This is a genomic window from Streptosporangium sp. NPDC023963, assembly GCF_040639135.1.
Lineage (GTDB): Bacteria > Actinomycetota > Actinomycetes > Streptosporangiales > Streptosporangiaceae > Streptosporangium.
In genome coordinates this window covers 1,011,619-1,031,860 of record NZ_JBEZZK010000002.1, presented here as the reverse complement: position 1 = coordinate 1,031,860, position 20,242 = coordinate 1,011,619, and the positions used below count along the sequence as shown (strand labels likewise).

Annotated in this window: 18 protein-coding genes, 1 tRNA gene and 1 pseudogene; 8 read left to right on the top strand and 12 right to left on the bottom strand. The window is 68.0% G+C overall.

What is annotated here, in order from left to right:
- Positions 1–15 precede the first annotated feature (15 nt).
- Both AB0F88_RS10520 and AB0F88_RS10515 read right to left on the bottom strand, forming a co-directional pair.
- Positions 16–540, bottom strand: coding sequence for a hypothetical protein (locus AB0F88_RS10520; RefSeq protein WP_362680136.1), 525 nt, complete (start codon positions 538–540; stop codon positions 16–18).
- A gap of 121 nt (positions 541–661) precedes the next feature.
- The gene (locus tag AB0F88_RS10515; protein WP_362680133.1) at positions 662–991 is read right to left on the bottom strand and encodes a DUF3618 domain-containing protein; all 330 of its coding nucleotides are present in this window, start codon (positions 989–991) and stop codon (positions 662–664) included.
- Positions 992–1,102: 111 nt separating this feature from the next.
- Here AB0F88_RS10515 and bcp point away from each other — a divergent pair, with 111 nt between their 5' ends.
- The 8 genes and pseudogenes from bcp (at position 1,103) to AB0F88_RS10475 (ending at position 8,886) form a co-directional block, all read left to right on the top strand.
- A complete protein-coding gene (gene bcp / locus AB0F88_RS10510) occupies positions 1,103–1,567 on the top strand; it encodes a thioredoxin-dependent thiol peroxidase (RefSeq protein WP_362680130.1) in 465 nt (154 codons plus the stop codon).
- Between the two features lie 104 nt (positions 1,568–1,671).
- Positions 1,672–2,079, top strand: a pseudogene (locus AB0F88_RS10505) (HNH endonuclease signature motif containing protein); the annotation flags it as partial.
- A 30-nt stretch (positions 2,080–2,109) separates the two neighbouring features.
- Positions 2,110–2,183, top strand: a tRNA-Leu gene (locus AB0F88_RS10500).
- A 659-nt stretch (positions 2,184–2,842) separates the two neighbouring features.
- Entirely contained in the window at positions 2,843–4,042 is a 1,200-nt protein-coding gene (locus tag AB0F88_RS10495) for a sensor histidine kinase (RefSeq protein WP_362680127.1), read from the top strand.
- 23 nt (positions 4,043–4,065) lie between these two features.
- Positions 4,066–4,731, top strand: coding sequence for a response regulator transcription factor (locus AB0F88_RS10490; RefSeq protein ID WP_362680627.1), 666 nt, complete (start codon positions 4,066–4,068; stop codon positions 4,729–4,731).
- Positions 4,732–4,740: 9 nt separating this feature from the next.
- Entirely contained in the window at positions 4,741–5,301 is a 561-nt protein-coding gene (locus AB0F88_RS10485; protein WP_362680124.1) for a DUF1707 domain-containing protein, read from the top strand.
- A 293-nt stretch (positions 5,302–5,594) separates the two neighbouring features.
- Entirely contained in the window at positions 5,595–6,368 is a 774-nt protein-coding gene (locus tag AB0F88_RS10480) for an ABC transporter ATP-binding protein (RefSeq protein WP_362680120.1), read from the top strand.
- Position 6,369: 1 nt separating this feature from the next.
- Positions 6,370–8,886 carry an FtsX-like permease family protein gene (locus tag AB0F88_RS10475; protein WP_362680117.1) on the top strand — a complete coding sequence of 839 codons (2,517 nt, stop codon included), beginning with the start codon at positions 6,370–6,372 and terminating at the stop codon, positions 8,884–8,886.
- Positions 8,887–8,908: 22 nt separating this feature from the next.
- Here AB0F88_RS10475 and AB0F88_RS10470 read toward each other — a convergent pair whose 3' ends face one another.
- The 10 genes from AB0F88_RS10470 to cas3 all read right to left on the bottom strand — a co-directional run bounded on the left by AB0F88_RS10470 (position 8,909) and on the right by cas3 (position 19,618).
- The gene (locus AB0F88_RS10470; RefSeq protein ID WP_344919251.1) at positions 8,909–9,178 is read right to left on the bottom strand and encodes a hypothetical protein; all 270 of its coding nucleotides are present in this window, start codon (positions 9,176–9,178) and stop codon (positions 8,909–8,911) included.
- A gap of 157 nt (positions 9,179–9,335) precedes the next feature.
- Positions 9,336–10,097, bottom strand: coding sequence for a toxin glutamine deamidase domain-containing protein (locus AB0F88_RS10465; RefSeq protein ID WP_362680114.1), 762 nt, complete (start codon positions 10,095–10,097; stop codon positions 9,336–9,338).
- A 768-nt stretch (positions 10,098–10,865) separates the two neighbouring features.
- Entirely contained in the window at positions 10,866–11,513 is a 648-nt protein-coding gene (locus tag AB0F88_RS10460; RefSeq protein WP_362680111.1) for a nucleotidyl transferase AbiEii/AbiGii toxin family protein, read from the bottom strand.
- A complete protein-coding gene (locus tag AB0F88_RS10455; protein WP_362680108.1) occupies positions 11,513–11,794 on the bottom strand; it encodes a hypothetical protein in 282 nt (93 codons plus the stop codon). The genes AB0F88_RS10460 and AB0F88_RS10455 overlap by 1 nt, the downstream gene beginning before the upstream one ends.
- A 203-nt stretch (positions 11,795–11,997) precedes the next feature.
- Positions 11,998–12,663 (bottom strand): type I-E CRISPR-associated protein Cas6/Cse3/CasE, encoded by a 666-nt coding sequence (gene cas6e, locus AB0F88_RS10450; RefSeq protein ID WP_362680105.1) that lies wholly within the window; start codon positions 12,661–12,663, stop codon positions 11,998–12,000.
- Positions 12,654–13,370, bottom strand: a complete 717-nt coding sequence (cas5e, locus tag AB0F88_RS10445; protein WP_362680102.1) for a type I-E CRISPR-associated protein Cas5/CasD — start codon at positions 13,368–13,370, stop codon at positions 12,654–12,656. The genes cas6e and cas5e overlap by 10 nt, the downstream gene beginning before the upstream one ends.
- Positions 13,367–14,497 (bottom strand): type I-E CRISPR-associated protein Cas7/Cse4/CasC, encoded by a 1,131-nt coding sequence (gene cas7e / locus AB0F88_RS10440; RefSeq protein WP_362680099.1) that lies wholly within the window; start codon positions 14,495–14,497, stop codon positions 13,367–13,369. Before cas7e ends, cas5e begins: the two co-directional genes overlap by 4 nt.
- Positions 14,494–15,093, bottom strand: coding sequence for a type I-E CRISPR-associated protein Cse2/CasB (gene casB, locus AB0F88_RS10435; protein WP_362680096.1), 600 nt, complete (start codon positions 15,091–15,093; stop codon positions 14,494–14,496). The genes cas7e and casB overlap by 4 nt, the downstream gene beginning before the upstream one ends.
- Positions 15,090–16,640, bottom strand: a complete 1,551-nt coding sequence (casA, locus tag AB0F88_RS10430) for a type I-E CRISPR-associated protein Cse1/CasA (protein WP_362680093.1) — start codon at positions 16,638–16,640, stop codon at positions 15,090–15,092. Before casA ends, casB begins: the two co-directional genes overlap by 4 nt.
- Before the next feature lie 221 nt (positions 16,641–16,861).
- Positions 16,862–19,618, bottom strand: a complete 2,757-nt coding sequence (gene cas3 / locus AB0F88_RS10425; RefSeq protein ID WP_362680090.1) for a CRISPR-associated helicase Cas3' — start codon at positions 19,616–19,618, stop codon at positions 16,862–16,864.
- Positions 19,619–20,242: the final 624 nt, after the last annotated feature.

Below are 20,242 nucleotides of genomic sequence, written 5' to 3'. Positions count from 1 at the left end.
AACCTCCGGGGGATCTCAGAAGCCCAGGTCGAGCTCTTCCCACCTGCTGCACCTGTGGGTCGACCAGCTCCGGTACTTGACCTGGCAGGTCTTGACCCGCACATCGCTGACGTCGTGCGCCGTGACGCGGAAGCGCTTGGTGTCGTCGTAGCTGCACAGCCTGTCGCGCTTGGCGACGTCCCAGTCCTCGTCGCCGGACGAGACGACCTGGACCTCGACGTAGGCGCAGCGACCGCCCTGGCGGAAGGTACGCCTGTCACCGTCGTACAGCTCGCCCCGCAGCCTGAACGTGTTGTCGTCCTCCTCGTCACCCCTGACCGAGTACTCGGCCTCCAGCGTGGCCAGGCCGTTCCTGGACTCCTGCTCGAAGCTGTCGTCGAAGTCACGCGCCGAGGACGACGAGGACGACGAGGACGACGAGGACACAGCGGACGCAGACGAGGCGGACGCCGGTGTCGCGGCGAAGGCGGCCGGAGCCGCCGTCAGCATGAGGCCCGTGGTCGCCACCACCGCGATCGCGGCGCGAATGATGTTTTTCATGGATTTACCCCTCCCTTTCACCTACTCGCGATGTTCCGCGAGCGGGAAAAAGGTCACATGAGTAAACCCCTACTCAATTCGGGGCCGCCGACCGGTCGTCGGCGACGCCGGACCCCCCCGGTCAGCGACGCCGGCGCCGCCACAGCACGACCACCGCGCCGAGCGCCAGCACCGCCCCCACCCCGATCAGGATCGGCGCCAGGTCCGGCCGGTCGTCCGCCCACAGATCCTCGGGCTCGCCGGCGAGCTTGACCGGCTTCGGTCCCGCCACGCCCACCATGTCACCGACCTGGGCGACGAGATGCTCCGCGTTCGCCCTGACCTTGGCCACACCGCGTGCCGCGACCCGCTTGGGGCTCACCCGGTCCGCGATGGCGTCCACCGTCTGAGCCAACTCCGCGCGCGTGCGCTCGATCTGCCGCTCCAACTCCGCGGGATCGGTGTCCGCCATGGCGCTCCTCCCCTACTCCTTGACATTGATCAGTCTGTCAGGTCCTGCCCGCCCACGGCACTTCGGACAGGCCGGTAAGTTGACCGGGGAACCATTCCTCGGAGGAACACCATGAAACTCGAGCCGGGCGACGCCGCCCCGGACTTCACGCTTCCCGCCGCCGACGGCACCACCGTGTCGCTGGAGACACACCGCGGTCGGCGCGTCATCCTCTACTTCTATCCCGCCGCGATGACCCCGGGCTGCACCAAGCAGGCCTGCGACTTCCGCGACAGCCTCGCCTCGCTGACCGCGGCCGGATTCGTCGTGCTCGGCGTCTCGAAGGACAGCCCTGCCAAGCTCGCCAAGTTCGCCGAGCACGACGCCCTGACCTTCCCCCTCCTGTCCGACCCCTCCCTCGAGGTCCACAAGGCCTACGACGCGTACGGGGAGAAGACGATGTACGGCAGGACGACCGTCGGGGTCATCCGCTCCACCTTCGTCATCGACGCCGACGGAAAGATCGAGAAGGCTCTCTACAACGTGAAGGCGACCGGCCACGTGGCCCGCCTCCGCCGCGAACTCGGCATCGACTAAAACCCGTTTTTCACCATTTAATATGACGTGAGCATGCCCCAAGAATTGTCAGTCCCATTACCTAGACTTGGGGCGTGCCCACCAAATACAAATACACCCCCGAAATGCTGGCGGAGGCCGCGGCCCACTCCCTCAGCATCGCCGACGTCCTCCGCCGCCTCGGCATCACCATCGCGGGCGGCAATTACACCCACATCAGCCGCCAGCTGAAGCGCTTCGGAATCGACACGTCGCACTTCCTCGGCCAGGCGCATCATCGAGGACAGTCCTCGCCACGACGCCGTCGCCCGGACCAGGTTCTCGTCATACGCCCTGAGGGCAGCCCGCGCCCGAACCCCGGGCAGCTCAGACGCATCTTGATCGAGATCGGGATGCCGTACCGCTGCGCGGGATGTAGGATCGAGGGCGCCTGGCAAGGTCGGTCATTGACGCTGCACGTTGACCACATCAATGGCAACTGGCTGGACAACAGAAAAGAAAACCTGCGATTCCTCTGCCCCAATTGCCATTCACAGACAGAGAATTTTGCAGGGAAAAACAGAGGGGCCGTAGTCCAAAGGCAGGAGACACACGGTTTAGGTCCGTGCCAGTCCGGGTTCGAATCCCGGCGGCCCTACAAAACAATTCAAAACCAACCGGTCGACATGAAGTCGATAGACACCGGCGTAACAATATCGGCCCAGGATTCATTCTTCATAGAATACTGCCGGAGCGAGAAACGCTTCGCGTCGAGGTCCGCGGTCATACGCAGGGCCATTCAGTTGCTGCGCGAGTCCGTTCTCGAAGAGGAGCGCGCCGCCGCGTCCGTCGAGACGGGCGAGAGCGGTGACTCGGGTTCGCCTGGCCGCGCCGTGCGGGGTGGCTCCGGCGAGCCGCCCGCGTAGGGTCCGGTCTCGCCCGGGACCGCACGGTGTCCGCCCTGGACGGGAAAACCTCCGGGAATCCGTGCGGGTGAGCGGGCGAGGTCACCGGAACATCCGAGCGGGCGGGGCAGCGGCCGTCCGGTATTGCGGCTATCCGGCGCGGCGGGAGGAAAACGTCAGGTCGCGCGGCCCGTCTTCGGGGCCGCGCGACCCGGCGTCGTTGTGATTGATCACCACAAACTATCTCCCTTTACTCACCCCAGAGGGCGCTCCCGGAAACCATGGTGCCCCAGAGACCGTAAAGGCCGCGTAAGCCGTGCCGGATGTCCGACCCGGTGTGCGACCTGAGTCGTACACCGGGTTCCCCCTTGAGGGGGAAGGTCGCTGATCTGCGCATCCGTATCGTGGTGATGTGTTCGGCAGACTGCGCGCCTGGAGCGGGCGCCATCCCAGGATCACGGATGCCCTGTGGCTGACTCCGTTCCTGCTGGTCTCGCTGCTCAACCTCTGGACCGTCGGGGTGATCGACCTGGTGGCCTGGGGGGCGGAGAGGCTCGGGCCGTGGGGGTTCGCCGGGCTGACGCTGCTGCTGTTCGTGCCGCTGTTCTGGCTGCGCGAGCGTCCGGTGGCGGTTTTCGCGGTCATCTCGCTGGCTTCCTTCCTCCAGTGGCTTCTCGGGGTGCAGCCCCTGGTCTTCAACCTCTCCGTGCTCGTCGCCATGTACGGCGTGGCGTCGCGGCGCCCGCTGCGCTGGGCGGTGGGGGCGGGTCTGGTGGTGGAGCTGGGGTTGTTCCTGGTGTTCGGGCGGGTGTCTCGGGGGTTCGACCCGAGCGCCTTCGCCACGGCCTCGGCGTTCGCGATCGCGATCTGGATGGCGGGGATCTACGCGAACACCCGCCGCCGTTACCTGGAGGGCCTGGAGGAGCGGGCCGAGCGGGCCGAACGGGAGCGCGATCAGCAGGCCAGGCTGGCGGCGGCGGCGGAGCGTGCCCGGATCGCCCGTGAGCTGCACGACGTGGTCGCGCACAACGTGAGTGTGATCATCGTTCAGGCCGACGGGGCGGGGTACGCGATCGACAGTGATCCCGAGCAGGCGCGCAGGGCGATGCAGGCGGTCTCGGCCACGGGCCGCAGGGCGCTGGCGGAGATGCGGCGGATGGTGGGCGTGTTGCGGGCCGACGGCGTCCAGGAGGAGTACGCTCCGCAGCCGAGCCTGTCGCAGCTGGACGGTCTGGTGGCGCAGGTGCGGGAGTCGGGGTTGCCGGTGGAGCTGCGGGTGTCCGGCGTTGCCCGGGAGCTTCCCGAGGGGGAGCAGCTGACGGTTTACCGGATCGTGCAGGAGGCCCTCACCAATACCCTCAAGCATGGCGGTCCGGACAGCAGGGCCACGGTCGAGATGGAGTACGGCGTGCGGGAGCTGCTCTTGCGGGTGACCGACGACGGTCGCGGGGCCGCGACGCCGGAGCGTGAGGGCGGGCACGGCCTGGTCGGCATGCGGGAGCGGGTCGCGCTGTTCGGCGGGAGTGTGGAGGCACGGCCCGTTCCGGGTGGCGGGTTCCAGGTGGTGGCGCGGTTGCCGATCGGCGACACAGGGGCGGGTCGGGCGGCTTGACGGAGCGCGCGGTGGGTGACCGGGTGATCCGGGTGATGCTGGTCGACGATCAGGAGTTGCTGCGCACCGGTTTCCGGATGGTTCTCAGTGCCCATCCCGGGATCGAGGTCGTCGCGGAGGCGGGTAACGGGGCGGCCGCGGTGGAGGCGGTGCGGACGGTCGCCGTCGACGTGGTGCTTATGGACGTGCGGATGCCGGTCATGGACGGGGTGGAGGCGACGCGGCTGATCCGGTCGGTGGCCGGTGGGCCCCGGGTGCTGATCCTGACCACGTTCGATCTGGACGAGTACGCGTTCGCGGCGTTGAAGGCGGGCGCGTCGGGGTTCCTGCTGAAGGACGTGCCGCCCGCCGATCTGGTGAGCGCGATCCAGTCGGTGCACAGCGGGGACGCGGTGGTGGCGCCGAGCACGACGCGGCGGTTGCTGGAGCGTTTCGCGGTGCATCTTCCCTCGGCGGGGGCGGCCGAGCCCGCGGTGCTGTCCGGGTTGACCGCGCGGGAGCGGGAGGTGCTGGTGCTGGTGGCCAGGGGGTTGTCGAACATGGAGATCGCCGGTCGGCTGGAGCTGGCGGAGGCGACGGTCAAGACACATCTGGGCCGGATACTGGCCAAGCTGAGCCTGAGAGATCGGGCGCAGGTCGTCGTGTACGCCTATGAGTCAGGGATCGTCACTCCGCATTCGGCCGACTAGCATGATCTTATGACGCACCCTGATGGCCGGCTTCGCGCGTCGCATGCCGACCGGGACGTGGTTATCGAGCAGCTGCGCGTGGCCGCCGGAGACGGGCGGCTCACCCTGGAGGAGCTGGAGGAGCGGATCGAGCGGACCCAGGCCGCCAGGACGTACGACGACCTGAGGGCCCTCACCGCCGACCTGCCGCAGGACAAGGCGGCGTTCGCCGTGCCGGGCGGCGGGGGCGGGGTGCTGGAGCTGCGGACGAAGCACGGGCAGGTGCAGCAGAAGGATTACTGGGTGGTGCCCGCGCGCATCGTGGCGAGTTGCACCTCCGGCAGCGTGAAGATCGACTTCACCGAGGCGGTGTGCTCGCACCGCGAGGTGCTGCTGGAGGCGACCTGCGGGATGGGCAACATCGTGGTGATCGTGCCGCGCGGGTGGACCGTGTGGGTCGACTCGCTGACGACGAACATGGGCACGATCAGCAACAAGGCCACCGACCCGGGCCATCCGGACGCGCCGGTGCTGCGCGTCACCGGCAAGGTCGGCATGGGCAGTCTCAAGATCAAATACCCGCGAAAGTAGCGCCGGGCGAGAGCGGGAGCCGGGAGGAACCCGCCGGAGGCCAGGCCCCGGTCGCCTCCCGCACCCGGTTCCCGGGTACCTCGGTCGTCTCTCCCGCCCTCCGGTCCTCTCCGGGCCGCCTCGGGCCTCCTCGGCCGAATGGCCGAGGCGGTGCTACGGCGGAGGTCGCGCCCGTCCTTCTCCGGGCCCCTCCGTCACACTGCAAGTCAGGCTTAATGCCTGATGGATCTCTCTTTCCTCATCAATAACGTTTGGTCCGTCATAACGCCATACGTTGTTGGAGGAGAGCTGCCGTGACCATCACCGGAGAGGTCGGCGCGTGGGACGACGCGCGGGGAAGCGCGGCGCCGGCCGTGACGGCCAGAGGTCTCACCAAGGTGTACGGCCGGGGGGACACCGCCGTGCACGCGCTGCGAGGGGTGGACGTCTCCTTCTCGACGGGCGCCTTCACCGCGATCATGGGCCCCTCGGGGTCGGGGAAGTCCACGCTGATGCACTGCCTGGCCGGGCTGGACACGGTGAGCGGCGGTCAGGTGCGCATCGGGGACGTGGAGCTGACCGGGCTCAACGACAGGCAGCTCACCATGCTCCGCCGCGAGCGGATCGGCTTCGTCTTCCAGGCGTTCAACCTGCTGCCGACGCTGACGGCCGAGCAGAACATCCGGCTCCCGCTGGAGATCTCCGGGCGGCTCGCCGACCCCGCGCTGTTCGACCTGGTCGTGGAGACCGTGGGCCTGCGCGACCGGCTGGGGCACCGGCCCTCGGAGCTGTCGGGCGGCCAGCAGCAGCGCGTCGCGGTCGCCCGCGCCCTGATCAGCAGGCCGCAGGTCATCTTCGCCGACGAGCCCACCGGCAACCTGGACTCGCGCAGCGGCGCCGAGGTGCTCTCCTTCCTGCGGACGTCGGTGCGCGAGCTCGACCAGACGATCGTGATGGTCACCCACGACCCGGTGGCGGCCTCGTACGCCGACCGCGTGGTCTTCCTCCGTGACGGCCTGGTGGTCAGCGAGCTGACCGGGCCGACGCCGCAGTCGGTGCTGGACACGCTGATGAAGCTGGAGGCGTGAGGTGCTGAGGACGACGCTGGCCGGGTTGCGGGCGCACCGGCTGCGGCTGGTGCTGACGTCGCTGGCGATCGCGCTGGGGGTGGGCTTCATCGCGGGGACGTTCGTGCTGACCGACACCATCGAGGCGGGTTTCACCCAGAAGTTCGCGGCGGCGGCCGACCGGATCGACGTCGCCGTGACCCCCCTGCCCGGGGGGAACGGCGACGAGACGCCGGCCGTCTCCGAGGCGACCCTGGAGAAGGTGCGCGCCGTGGACGGCGTGGCCGACGCCCAGGGGCTGGTGCGGGGCACGTCCGCCCTGCTGGACAAGGACGGCAAGGCGGCCGGCGACTTCCCCACCGCGGGGATCTCCCTGCCCGAGGGCGACCTGAACCGTACCTCGATCGTGAGCGGTGCGGCGCCGAGGACCGCGACGCAGGCCGTGCTCGACGAGGACACGGCCAGGACCAGGGGCTTCAGGGTCGGCGACGTCATCGCGGTGCTCGACGCGAAGAACGTCCGGCACGAGTTCACGCTGGTGGGCCTGTTCGACATCGGCCTGGACCAGGAGCTCGGGTACTTCGGCGCGGTCGGCTACACCACGGACACGGCGAGGGAGATGACCGGGCAGAAGGGGTACCGGGAGGTCGACGTCGCCGCCGCCGAGGGCGTCACCCAGGAGGCGCTGCGCGGCTCGGTCGCCGCCGCCGTGGGCGCGGGTCACGAGGTCAGGACCGGTGAGCGGTACGCGGCGGACCTGGCCAGGTCCAACGGCGCCAACAGCGACTTCCTGATGCTGGGCCTGCTGCTGTTCGGCGTGGTGGCGATGTTCGTGGCCGCGCTGGTCATCTACAACACCTTCAACATCCTGGTGGCCCAGCGGACCCGCGAGATGGCGCTGCTGCGGTGCATCGGGGCGACGCGCGGGCAGGTCTTCGGGTCGATCGTGCTGGAGTCGGCCGTGGTCGGCCTGCTGTCGTCGGTGTTCGGCCTGCTGCTCGGCTACGGCCTGGGCGCGGGGGCGCTCGCCGTGCTGGCGGCGTTCGACGCGCCGCTGCCCTCGGCCGCCGCCACCACCCTGACGCCGCGCACCGTCGTCCTGGGCCTGGTCATCGGCCTCACGGTCACGGTCGTCGCGGCGCTGCTGCCCGCGCGGGCGGCGACGCGGGTGGCGCCGATCGCGGCGCTGCGCTCGCAGGCCGAGGAGCAGACCTTCAGGACCGGCCTGGTACGGATGATCTTCGCGGGGCTGTTCCTGGTGGCGGGCGTGGGCATCACGGTGGCCGGGATGTCCATGAAGCCCGGTGAGACCGCCCTCGTGGTGGTGATGGCCGGTTGCTCGTTCGTCTTCCTGGCGGTACTGGTCCTCGGGCCGGTGATCGTCAGGCCGCTGTCCGCGTTCGCGGGGTGGGTGCCCGCGAAGATCTTCGGCGTGCCCGGCAGGCTGGCCGTGGACAACTCCCGGCGCAACCCGAAGCGGTCGGCGACCACCACCGTGGCGCTCACCGTGGGCGTGACGCTCATGACGGTCATCTCCGTCGTCACCGGCACCGTGCGGGTGACGTACACCCAGCAGCTCGACGAGCAGTTTCCCTTCGACTACATGGTGCAGACCCAGGAGCGCGACTCGGGCCTGCCCCGCGCGATCGCCGAGGAGCTCCGGACCAGTCCCGAGCTGGCCTCGGTCATCGCCTTCCGCGAGACCACCGCCAGGCTGGCGACCGGGACCGCGAGATACGACGTGGGGACCTTCACCCCGGCCCCGGGCTTCGACCCGCCGCTCGACGCGGGCTCGCTCGACCGGCTCGGGCCGGGCACCGCGCTCGTCGCGGAACGCGTCGCCGAGCGGCTCAAGCTGGGGGTCGGCGACCGGATCACCGTACGGACGGCGAAGGCGGGCACGGTCGGCCTGACGGTCGTGGGTCTCTCCGACATCGACGCGAGCCTCGCCAGCCTGACGGTGCCGGAGCGGGATTTCGACCGCTACTTCGGCGAGGTCGGCGACAACCGGGTGATGATCAAGTACAAGGACGGCGTGAACCCGGACCGGGCGCTCGCGGCGGTCGAGGCGGCGACGGAGCCGTACCCGACGGCGAAGGTCCTCAGCTCGACGTCGATGCGGGGGGAGTTCGACGAGGCGCTCGACATGATGCTGATGATCATCACGGGGCTGCTCGGCCTGGCGGTGCTCATCTCCCTGCTGGGCATCGCCAACACGCTCTCCCTGTCGGTCCACGAGCGCACCCGCGAGTCCGCGCTGCTGCGGGCGCTCGGGCTGACCCGGCCCCAGCTGCGGCGGATGCTCTCGGTCGAGGCGCTGGTCCTGGGCCTCATCGGCGCGCTGGTCGGCGTGGTGCTGGGCGTCGCGTTCGGCTGGGCCGCCGCGCAGACGATGACCGACAACGTCATCTTCCAGCTGCCGGTGCCGCAGATCCTGTCGTTCGTGGCCCTGTCCGGCCTGGCCGGGGTGGTCGCCGCGGTCCTGCCCGCCCGGCGCGCGGCCCGCGCCTCGGTCGTCGGCGCGCTCGCGAGCGGCTGAGTGTGGCGGCCGGGACGTCTCGCTATCGGGGGCGGCGTCCCGGCCACTGCTCGGCCACGGTCTCGGGGTTGAGCAGCGGCCGGATGACGATCTCGCCGGTGGCCCTGTCGATGACCACGCACCCGGAGCCGACGGTGTCGGGCAGCACGCTGGGATCGTCGGACTCGGGCTCGTTCGACCAGGCGACATAGCCCTCGTTGAAGGCGTAGATCCTGATCTCGACGGCGGAGCCGGGGCCGCGGACCCCGTTGAAGTACTCCTCCGCCACCGCCCTCGCCTGGTCGGGGTTCACGCTGCTCTCCTCGTCTCGCTCATCTCACGGGAACCCGCCGCCACGGGGGAAGCCGTCGGAATCGGGGAAGCCGCCGGAATCAGGAAAGGCGCCAGGATCGGGGAAGGCGCCGGGATCGGGAAAGGCACCGGGATCGGAGAAGGCGCCGGGGAAGGCGTCACAGCCGCCGCCCCTCCCTGTCGATCACGACGCAGAACACGCCGGTCACCGACTCGTACGGAGGCTCCACCGCCATGTGGCCCCGCTGCGCGTCGATCCAGATCACCTCGCCGTCGAAGTTCACCGCGTTCCACGCGTGGCTGCCCCCGGCCGGCCAGCGGTTGATGATGACCGCGGAGGAGCCGTGCCCCCCGGCCAGCAGCGCCTGCGCGATCGGGAGGTAGGAGTGGCGGCCCTGCCCCACGTACTGGAAGCGCTGCCCCAGCCACCGCTCCGCCCTGGCCACTCCCCCGGCCTCGCCGCTGAGCAGCGGCTTGCCCCCCCTGTCGTACTCGGGCCTGCGCGGCGCGGCCACCGCGGGGGTGCCGTACCAGGTGGACAGCACCGACAGGGCGCAGTCGATCGCGTTGGTCGCCCGGAACGGGTCGTCCGCCGGGCCTGTCCCGTTGACCAGCCTGATCCACATGCCGCGCGGGTCGGGGAAGCGGCGCGGGGTGCCCTGCTCGGTGAGGGGGACGGCCCGCAGCATGTCCTCCTCGGTCTGCGGATCGGGCCTGGCCAGCCCGCCCGCCACCCCGTACGGCCTGCACTGGTCCAGCCGCGCCGGACCCCAGCGCATCCGCTCCCGCTCCCGTTCCCGATCGCGCGGCGCCGGTGCCACGACCGGCACCTGGACCTCCAGCTCGAAGTCCCGCCACCGCTGCCCGTCCACCGTCACCACGGGGTTGTAGACCCCCGCGGGCAAACTCCACTCGTTCACGGCTCCCCCGTCACCATCCCCTGGGAGCCAGATAGTAGGGCGACTGCCCTGTACGACACGGAGGAGTTGACCATTTACAAGCCCGGCGACCGCCCTGCGATGGGCAGCGGAGGGACCACTGCATGGCGGGTGGCGTAGTTGAGTGCCGTTCAGCGGTACGGGCCACGTATGGAGCGGAAGGTCAAAAACACACAGGAACGTGACTCAGATCCTCCCCCTCCGATAGCCTTGCGAGCCGCCGCGATTTTCCCTAACTTCGTACTACTTCGTTGACACTGACCAATATCGGCAATCTCTCCCGGATTCGCTTAACAAAACACGAGCCCTACGTCGGTAAAACCACAGCTCACGAAGGGTCGGAACCGCACACGCGGGAGTGGCCCCGTCGTCGTCTCGCCTGGGTACAGGCCATCGACCTCTGCCCCGCACGCGCGGGGGTGGTCCCGCTGGCACACTCAGCGACGATGCCCTGTTGGTGTCGGCCTGCACACGCAGGGATGGTCCGCACACGGATCCCAATACGTGGCGTGAACGCGTGTCGGACCCGCACACGCGGGGGTGATCCAACAAAGGCCGCGAGCGGACCTAGAAACAGGGGGTCGGACCCGCACACGCAGGGGTGATCCCTTCTTCACCTGCTACGGCGGGGGATGGAGAGCATTGGACCCGCATACGCGGGGGTGGTCCCTCCTTGTACGCCTGCGCTCAGTCCATCGCAGCGTCGACCCCGCACACGCGGGGGTAACTCTCCCAGGTCAGGTCAGCAAACTACGGCCCGCTCCGGTCAAGCACTGTGCGCCAGTCGGCGAAATGGGATCGGAGCGTGTGGACCTGCGGTTCAGTCAGACCGTAAGCAATGAACTCACTGTCGGGGTAGAGATCAATCGCGGAGAGCATCTGGGCGAAGACCGCCCTGTCGAATCCGAGATCGCGAGACTCGGCGAGGTCGAGTAGCCGCTCTCTGGAGAAACGGCCACTGGTCAGCAGGGCATCCACATCGATGAAGTCACGGACCTCGGCCCGGGTGAACAGTGCCTCGACCTTGCCTCCGGCAACGTCGTCAAGATGCACGACCGGCCCGATCTCCATGGTGACCGGCGGATGCGAACGGAGATCGGCGGCCAGTTCCACCTTGGTGACCTGTCCCGTCGCGGCATCGGAGACGCTGAGCCGTACGAACTGGGAGCTGTCCACATCGACATGGACGGCCAGGTCATGCTCGGCGTAGGCGTTGCGAACCTTGGTGACCCCGTCGGCGAAATCGTCCCGGACGCTGGAGGTGAACAGGTCTATGTCCTCGCTGGGGCGTTGAAGCACACCGTAAGCCTGTACGGCATAGCCGCCCGCCAGGGCGAACCCATGCTCGCCCGCTGCTTCCAGAGCGATCCGTGCGAGACGGCGATGGTAGTCATCCATTAGGCGGCTTGGCGCTGAAGCTCGGGGAAACGAGCGATCCACAGTGCGCGGACGGGCGGCGGCAGCACCAGCTCCGGCCAGAGCCTGCACAGCATCGCGGCGTTGAGGAACTGCCGCAGATCAGCAGGAGTCGCACTTTCCCGGATCACCCGCATGTACAGCAGCCGCGCATCGGCGATCTGATCCAGGTGGTAACTGCGCTTCGGCCCCCAGTCGAGATGCCTGGGCAGCATGATCACACCATCGACCGGCCCGGTGAGCTCCTCCAGAGTCTCGGGCACGACATATGGACGGAGCGCTCCATATCCCCTGGCATGCATAACCCCAGTGTGACCGATAGGAGCATGATCATGCCTAACCCCAGGGCGGCCATCCCGGGATATGGCCGATGCGCCCTGACCCTGGCCTCCTGCCAACGACGCGGCGCTCGTCACCCGGCCTCCTCCAAAACGGGAAGCCAGCATCCTCGGCTCGAAGAGCTCCATCACGGCCTGGCCAGGGTGAGAAGGCCACAACCGTAGGCTTTCGCCCGGCCTATGCCCGTGGTGAAGCCCTCCCAGAAGGCATCGGGATCGGTGATCGCGAGGCGGCCCTCGAAGCGCACCGGCGTCACGGTCACCTGCCCCTTGACCCGACGCCCACTACCCCTGGGAAGAGTGTTGACCCGGATGTCCGCCGCCCCCGAACCGCTCTTCTCAATGTGGAAGCCGTACCGCTCACCCTGCTGGTTCAACCACTGAAGCTGACCCTCGGGATCCCCGATGGGAACACGCTTGCCGCGCGGTCTCTCCGATTCGGAGATCCGCTCGCTCGGGATGCTCCGGGTCGCGCTGGCGACCAGCCGAAACGAAAACCGACGACCCGCGTGCAGCATGTTCCGTATCTCGCTGAGATCCCGCGTCCTGGCCTGCTCCGCGAGGTAACCGGCAGGCAGCCGGGACCAGTCGGGCGGGGTCGCCGACTGCACGTAGATCACCGGGGTGCGCCCGGGGTCCGCGTCCCAGCGCCAGAGGACGCCATGGGCCAGACGGCCGGGGCCTTCGGCGTCACCGAACCCCTCCATCACGCGTCGATGGACCTGCTGGAGGTCGGCAAGGTCGCGCAGGACATCGGGAGAAATCAAGTTGGGAGCGAGGCGGCTCAGGTGCATGCCTGTTCCTTGAGGCTGGGCAGAAGGTCGGAGGTGAGAGGCACGAAGTCCGTACGGACGTAGCGGGGGGCGAACTTCCGATCGCCCCAGGCGAAGGAGACAGGGTGGTCGTACCGCAGGTGGGCGCTCGGGCCCGGCTCGCTGTCGCAACTGATCCGGAGCATCTGCGGCTTGCCCTCATCGGCGTCGCGGCGCGCTTTTTGGACGATCCGCCCTCGCCGTTCGAGCCATACGTGCTTCCTGACCGCCTCCGCGGCGGACAGGTCCGTCAGCCCCAGAAACAGGTCCGGCGGGGCGGCGAACGCCTTCCGTCCGAGGAAGAGAGGAAACACCGGCTTGCCGAGGCCCTCCACCGCCTGCTCGATGTGCTCCGCTGAACCCTCCAGTGCCACGAGGAAGCACGCGTCGGCGAGATAGTGCCGCTCGGAGACGATGGTCCGGGATGACCTGCCGTCGGTGGTGGGCACGTTCTGGGTGGTGTGATAGTCGCGCTCCACCTGCCCCTCACGGTCGCAGCGGATGGCCATGCCGAAGGCGGCCAGGTGCCTGATGTCTCCGTCACGAGGTATTCCGAGCGCGGCGGCCAGCAGGCCGACGATGCCCGACTTGCTGGGTTCGGTGCCGGTGTCACGGCGCTCGAAACGGGACCGCACTCCCCACGACTGGAGCGGCGCGTCGATGCCGAGCAGGAGCGTCGCGGTGCTCATGCCAATGCCCCGGTGATGTCGTCGACCAGCTCGGTCACCGTACGGACCTGCGTCAGATCGGTGTCCACCTTGGCGTCGACGGAGAGAAGCCGGGTGGCGACGATGTTCTCGTCTCCGTAGGCGGTGGCGATCCGGTCGAACTGGCTCAGGAACGCGTCGGCGGAGGCCTGAATGATGCCCTTCTGGAAGGTGCCCTTGACCGGGTCGGCGAAGGCGTTCGCCAGGTTCCAGACACCGTGCCGGCGGACGACGGCGAGGATCAGCGAGGGCGGGTTGTGCGCGGCCATCGAGTTCTGCTTGCCGGTGGGGATCGCGTGGATGAACGCCTGGAGCCAGGCACGGGCCGCGTTGTGCACCAGGTCGGGATCTTCCGGCAGGTTCTTGCTGAACTGCGCCAGGTCCAGATTGGCGTAGCGGTAGTAGCAGGCCGCGTTGAACTCGACGGTCCCGATCATGTCCGCGCCGCTGTCACCATCTTGCTGGAGGTCGTCGACGGCGGTGAAGTAGTCGTACTCACCGGCGACCGCGTGGGTGGAGATGGCGTGAGCGACCTGGCTGGCCGCGTCCACGCTGAAGTTCTTGTTGTTCGCGATCATGCGTCCGAACAGGGCGATGTCGACGGCCTCGGAGGCGTCGATCAGGTCGTGCAGCCCGGCGATCTCACTCTTCTTCCTGCTCTTGGTCTTGGAGGCGCCGGTCTTCGTCTCCTTGGCCTCCTTCGTCTTCTGCGGGACGAGGGCGAGCAGCGCGTCGTAGTTGCTGTCGCAGATGTCCGCGAGGAGCTCTACGGCGTTGGAACGGAGGAAGAGCGAGTACTTGCTGTTGTTGTCCTTGTCGGTCGGCAGACCCAGCTCCTCCAGGGCCGTACCGGCGACGGTGCGTGCCTCGGCGAGGTCACGCCCCCGATCCGCGAGGAGCTCGGCCGCCTTGTCCGCGAAATCCTTGCTCCGCTTGCCGATGGTGACGCCGTAGTCGGGCAGGAGAAGGCGGGCCGACCTCTTGAGGCACTGGCTGGAGATTCGCGCCCGGCGCACGTCGCCGAAAATGGCCGACTTGGGGGCTCCGCTGTCGTCCCTGTTCAGGTTCGACGGAGCGAAGGACTGGAGGATGTGCAGTTCAATGATCATGATGTCTCCTCGTCGCCGGAGAGGCTGACGGATCGGGCGTATGCCGTACGGGCCATGCGGTCGTAGTCGCGGAGCCAGCTCAGGCGAAGGCTCTCCGCGTAAGTGAGCCCGTCGTACCGGAATCGGGTGTTCTCCCAGTTCAGGACGTCGCGAAGCAGCTGCGCGTAGTTGACGGAAATGCCGTCGAGCAGCGTGATGGCTTGGCGGAGATGGTGGTCGAGGCCCGCCCGGGGGGATCCGAGCAGGACCTTGAGGCGGGTGTCCGTAGGACAGGAGTCAACGTCGCCATGCTTCTGGGCCCTGTACGCGCCGAGGGACGCCCCGAGACTCCTATGCGTGACGGAGTGCTCACGATGCTCGGCGAAGAGCCCGGCCGTGAGGAAGACATCGGCCATCTGCTTCTCCTTGACCCAGTCCGGCAGCACGGCCAGGAGGGAGGAAGCGGCTCCGAACGTGGGAATCTGCCCCCTCGTGTAGCGGCTCAGTTCGGCTAGGGCCCCCAGGTCACCCTTGCCTCCTCTCGCCCGCACCAATGCCTTGAGAGCCCCGGCGAAGCGCTCCTCCCACTGGTCTGTCTGAGAATCGTCACTGGTCATGCGGTCGCTCCAGGGGAGGCTTTGAGTCCGGCGAGGGCTTCGCGGAGCCGGAAGGTGACGGTGCTCGCCACCTTGGCGCGGATGGCGAGGTTGCGCGTGCTGGTGGTGCCGGTGGCCAGCATCCGGTTAAGTGCGCTGGTCGCGGCAACCTCCACGGCACGGCTCCAGGACCGCTTCGCCTCCTCGTACTCTCCCCCGGCCAGGTGGTGGGCCAGGCGGTCGTACTCGGGAGTGAGGGCGGCCCAGTAACTGGCGAGCTGAACCGGCCGCCAGTCTTTTTTCTTCTCTTCCTGCAGCTCGATGCGGGTCTTGAACTCGCCACGCAGCCGCCGTGCCTGTTCGAAGAGCAGACTTCCCACCTCCTCGGCGGCCCGGAGGGCGGACTCAAGGACGGCCGCGGCCTCCGTTTCGGCGGGGTCAAGCAGACGCGCGGGCAACACGATGTCCTCGGCGGCCCAGGTGATGAGCTTGGACTGCTTGTTGACCAGGCCGTAGGCGGTGACCGGAATGAGCTGCGGCAGCTTCAGCCCTGCCGCCTTCTGCGTCTCCAGCAGCCACCCGAACGTCCTCGGGGGGACTCCGCCGCGAGGGGCGAGCGCGCCCGAACGCGCGGCCAGGGCATTGGCGCTCCGCCATAGCGCCCGTTCCCGGTCGATCCGGAGCGGCGTCACATTGTCGCTGTAGAAGGCCATGTGCTGATCGACGTTGCTGAGCTGGAAATCCTTGTGCAGGGAGTCACCGGGGCAGATGACGACCTCGCCGATCGCGACGCTTCCGTCCTCGTCCTGCGTACGGCGAAGCCAGACCCGGCGCGACTGCCAGGTGAGCAGGTCGGTCCATCCTCTCGGCACAGCCGCCTTGCGGGGCATGGCCGAAAGCTGCGGACGCTCCCACACGGGAGCGTCGCGGGTCGAGGTACCCATCGGCCTACGACGGCCGGGCTCGTACGCGGGAAGATTGAGCATGAGGCTCTCGAAGACCGTCGCACCTCTCACGAGGAAGACCGCTCCACGGGCGCAGGGCGCGGCGGTCGACGACTTGTCCGGTGACACACCCGGGGTCTTGGTCCCGCCGAGGTCGAAAGCATGCACGGTGACCAGCCAGCGGAAGGCTTCCGCGGGGGTGAGCGTCACACGGACGTCCGACGTCGTATGGTCAAACAGGGTGACGTTGTTCCCGGACGATTTGTAGGGCACCAGCAACGCCGCCGACTTGGGCTCGGCCGTCGCGAGCTCGCGGCACTGGTAGAACGGCTCATCCCCGAACAGGTCGAACCTGTGCCTCCACCGCTCCAGATAGTCGACGATCTTCTCGACGGGGAACTTCCTGGCCTGCCAGATCTGTGTCCAGGCATCACCGTTAACAGGCCCGAGCGCCCGATGGAGCACGGCGAGGGCCAGCCGGTAGAGGGCCGCCGTCATCGTGGGGGAGTCTCCCCCAAGCCCCGGCAACTCGTCCGCCCGGGTGAACAGGTCCACCAGAGAGACTTCTTCATCTCGGCCGAGGATGGGAACGCACCGCTGATCGATCGGATTGAATGAATTCATGCCTCTGTTTTCAAGGAGTCATGGATAAGAAAAGAACGATCTACCTCGGCAGGTTAGGGAGGTCCGGCACGAAGAGCCTTCGAAAATGCCGAACCACTCTGCCCGCTTGACCCGCCACCTCCACCGCTGTATAGATCAGCACCAACCCCCGTGGGGGTGTGGACCAGAGTCGTGGATCGCGCACGTACCAGAATCCGAACGCGCCCCGCAGCGCGGGGGTTTTACGAGGGAGCCTTCGCTCCTCCCGTCGTCCTGCTCGCCTGGAGTCCGAGAATCTCGTCGTACGTGACCTCGTAGCTCCCGATCTGAGCCCGGCCCCCGCTGAGGACGAGGGCTCTGTGGTCGCGGAGCCAAGACGTCCACCGCCAGGCCGGGCAGGGGTCTCGGTCGAACAGTTCCCTGACGAACGCGATCGGTGTGGACACCGACAGCGACGACTGAACGAGGGCTTGCTCCACCCTGCGGTTGGGACTCTTGTTCAACGAGAAGGCATCGCCACCCGTGACCGGGCGGACGACGCCTTCGCTCACTTCCTCCAGAAGGACGATGCTCACAGATGGCATGCCCAGGCGGGTCACCTGCGAGTCCTTCTCCTCGTTCTCGGCGAGTTCGGTCATCAGGTGGAGCATGTCCTCGTCCGGGCCGGGGACGCATCGGTTGCCGGCCAGCAGTTCCTCGGCGTCGAGCTTGCTCTCTTCCTCCTCGACCGCCACCGCGTAGGCGTCAACGTCCGCCGGGCGCAGGTTAGGCGGCAAGGCCCCGCCGTAGACCTCCTCGGTCAACGTACGGATATCGCCAGGTAGGTTGATCTCCGCGCGTCCCTTGTCCCGAAGGTTCTTCAATGCGTACCAGGACGCGATGAGCAGCCGGGAGCCGTAAACCATCGTGCTCCCCATCGGAAAGGCGACCGGATCGACACCCGTCACGCCGGTGACGACAAGCCTGGGGACGACGAAGCCACGCCTTGCTTCCAGTGCACGATCGTGGCGGTGCAGGCGACCGGCCCGCTGGAGAAGGAGGTCGACGGGGGCGTGGTCGGTGACCATGAGATCGAAATCGATGTCGAGACTCTGCTCGACCACCTGGGTGGCGATGACGATCTTCCTTTTGGGGCGTCTCCCCTTCTTCCCGAACAGCCGCAGCACCTTCCGTTCCAACTCGTGCCGCCGGGCGTGCGGGAAACGCGCGTGAAAGAGGATCAGATCCCTCTTCGGGACCCCCGCCGCACGTAACGCCTCGTAGAGCGACTGTGCCCGGCCCACCGTGTTGCGGATCACCGCCACACACCCGCCATCGGCGGTCACCGTGGCCAGCCAGCGGGCCAACTCCTCGTCGCTGTCGTACGCGTGGCTGAAGTCGAGGGTGACCGGACTGTCCTGCGGCGGATCCGGCTGGCGGAAACTCAACGCGGTGGCCGTGCCCCAGCTCACCAGCGGGTACGGCGCCTTGTTCGGCTCTTCCGGCTCAGCGGTGGAAAGGCCCTCCCTACCGGCGCCTCGCTGCCAGGCCCTCATCAGTTCCAGCCGCCGACGAGACGGGAGGGTGGCGGACAGCAGCACCACCGGGACACCCTGATGACCCAACCACTCAAGGACCCGGTCGAGGATCGTGGACATGTAGAGGTCGTAGGCGTGCACCTCGTCGATCACGACCACCTTGCCGGACAGCCCGAAGTGGAGGACGGCGTTGTGCCGGATCCGCAACCCGGCACGGAGGATCTGGTCCACGGTGCCCACCCCGCAGGGAGCGAGAAGCCCTCTCCATCGGGCCGTGAACCACCGAGAGGCCGTCACGTCCACACCGGTGTTGCCGGCCGCCTTCCGGCCCTCTTGGGCGTGGACGTCGGACGGGTTGATCTGCGCGCGAACACGGGGATCGTCCTGCGCGAGCAGCTTGAGAAACTCGTCGTTGAGCCCGGCCGCACCGTGAACGAGGTGGAGGAGCGCGTCCGAAGCCGAGTGCAGGCCGAGGAAGATCTGCAGTCGATCGAGCATCTGGTTGCTGGTCGCCTGGGTCGGGAGAGCGAAGAAGAAGCCGCTCAGCCCGAGCCTCCGGGTCCACTCGGCCACGGCGTACTGCGCGATCTCGGTCTTCCCGCCGCCCATGGCATCCTCGACGATCACGATGCCCGGCTCGTCGAACATGCCCTCACCGGCCATCTCCATGACCGTCAACTGAGCAGCGCGAGGCTGCGCATTCTTCGGCAGGAGGCCCGGAAGTGTCCGCCGAGCCGGCCGCCACCGCGCCCACCCCAGCGCGTCGATCGCCTCCTCAGCCTGTTTCCTGCTGACCTTCATGTACTCGTCGAGATCAACCTCCGCACCGACGTACGGAAACCGGGACTCGTCCGAGGCGATCCAGTCGCTGACGGCCGTCAGCCCGGTGAGGAGCACCGCGTCTGGAACGTCCGGCTTCCAGCCGGACAGCGACATGTCGTCGATCCCCAGGTGCTCCGCGAGCTCCCCGAGCAGCCGGTCACGAAGCCGAGCCCAGTCGGCACCGCCCAGCACCACCCCGTCGCCGGTGGCGTTCTTCAGCAGGTTGCGGCGTCCCTCGTTGAAGAACTCGCCGTGATGACCACCGGCCGCCACCGCGAGCAGATCCGCCGTATCAGGAGCAACCCTGAGGTGCCGAACGAGCCAGCCACGCAGGTGAACATCGGTCATCAGCCCATGGGGAACCTTCCCCTTCAGGGACTCCCAGAGCACCTGCGGAATCCGCGACGGCGCCTCTGGGGGAAGGAGGTCGTCACGCTTCATCTGCCAGCACGAACACTTGCCGATGTCGTGCGCCCCGGCGACGAACGCGATCGCCAACCTTACGGCGGGCTCCTCAACACCCCTGCCGAGCCTGTCACCGAAAGACCCCGGCAGCCCCACCTCAAGCAGCCGAAGCGCGACGTGCGCCGTATCGATCATGTGACAGATCAGCGGATGCGGGACATCCCCCTTCCCCGCCTTCCCCCAGACCCAGCGCATCGCCCCTCCCACAGGTAGCCGAACCCATGACCACGTGCGGGAGACCGTATTGCCCGGCACCGACATTTCCGGGTCCAGAGCGACCCGTACGCCGAAAGAGGCCACGGTGATCCACGCGACCATCCAGAATCAGCAGATCGCCTGGCCTCCCCCACCAACTACGATCAAGATCGGCGGCTCCTGCCGAATGCACTTGATAAAAATCGAGCCTCACGCCCGTAAATCCGCAGGGCACGAAGTGTCGGCCCCGCACACGCGGGGGTGGTCCCGTGTAGCTGCCCGGCTCAGCGCCGCCCGCGGTGTCGGCCCCGCATACGCAGGGGTGGTCCTGGGAAGTCCGTGAGGGTGGACTGCCAGGTGCCGTCGGCCCCGCACGCGCGGGGGTGATCCGTGCGCCAAGACGACCAGCTCGATCTGGCCGTAGTCCGTCCCGCACGCGCGGGGGTGATCCGGTGGCGATGGAGCTCGCCGCGCTCTCCCATCCGTCCGTCCCGCACGCGCGGGGGTGATCCCTGGATCAACATGACCCAGTACGTGTCTCCTGGGTCCGTCCCGCACGCGCGGGAATGATCCCGGCCAAACCATAACGCCACGGTCCAGGCCAACGTCCGTCCCGCGCAAGCG

Bases quoted from the DNA above. Each gene is read 5' to 3' on its own strand.
- AB0F88_RS10520 (WP_362680136.1), bottom strand. From the start codon at position 540: ATGAAAAACATCATTCGCGCCGCGATCGCGGTGGTGGCGACCACGGGC.
- AB0F88_RS10515 (WP_362680133.1), bottom strand. From the start codon at position 991: ATGGCGGACACCGATCCCGCGGAGTTGGAGCGGCAGATCGAGCGCACG.
- bcp (WP_362680130.1), top strand. From the start codon at position 1,103: ATGAAACTCGAGCCGGGCGACGCCGCCCCGGACTTCACGCTTCCCGCC.
- AB0F88_RS10485 (WP_362680124.1), top strand. From the start codon at position 4,741: ATGACGCACCCTGATGGCCGGCTTCGCGCGTCGCATGCCGACCGGGAC.
- AB0F88_RS10460 (WP_362680111.1), bottom strand. From the start codon at position 11,513: ATGGATGACTACCATCGCCGTCTCGCACGGATCGCTCTGGAAGCAGCG.
- cas6e (WP_362680105.1), bottom strand. From the start codon at position 12,663: ATGCACCTGAGCCGCCTCGCTCCCAACTTGATTTCTCCCGATGTCCTG.
- cas5e (WP_362680102.1), bottom strand. From the start codon at position 13,370: ATGAGCACCGCGACGCTCCTGCTCGGCATCGACGCGCCGCTCCAGTCG.
- cas7e (WP_362680099.1), bottom strand. From the start codon at position 14,497: ATGATCATTGAACTGCACATCCTCCAGTCCTTCGCTCCGTCGAACCTG.
- casB (WP_362680096.1), bottom strand. From the start codon at position 15,093: ATGACCAGTGACGATTCTCAGACAGACCAGTGGGAGGAGCGCTTCGCC.
- casA (WP_362680093.1), bottom strand. From the start codon at position 16,640: ATGAATTCATTCAATCCGATCGATCAGCGGTGCGTTCCCATCCTCGGC.
- cas3 (WP_362680090.1), bottom strand. From the start codon at position 19,618: ATGCGCTGGGTCTGGGGGAAGGCGGGGAAGGGGGATGTCCCGCATCCG.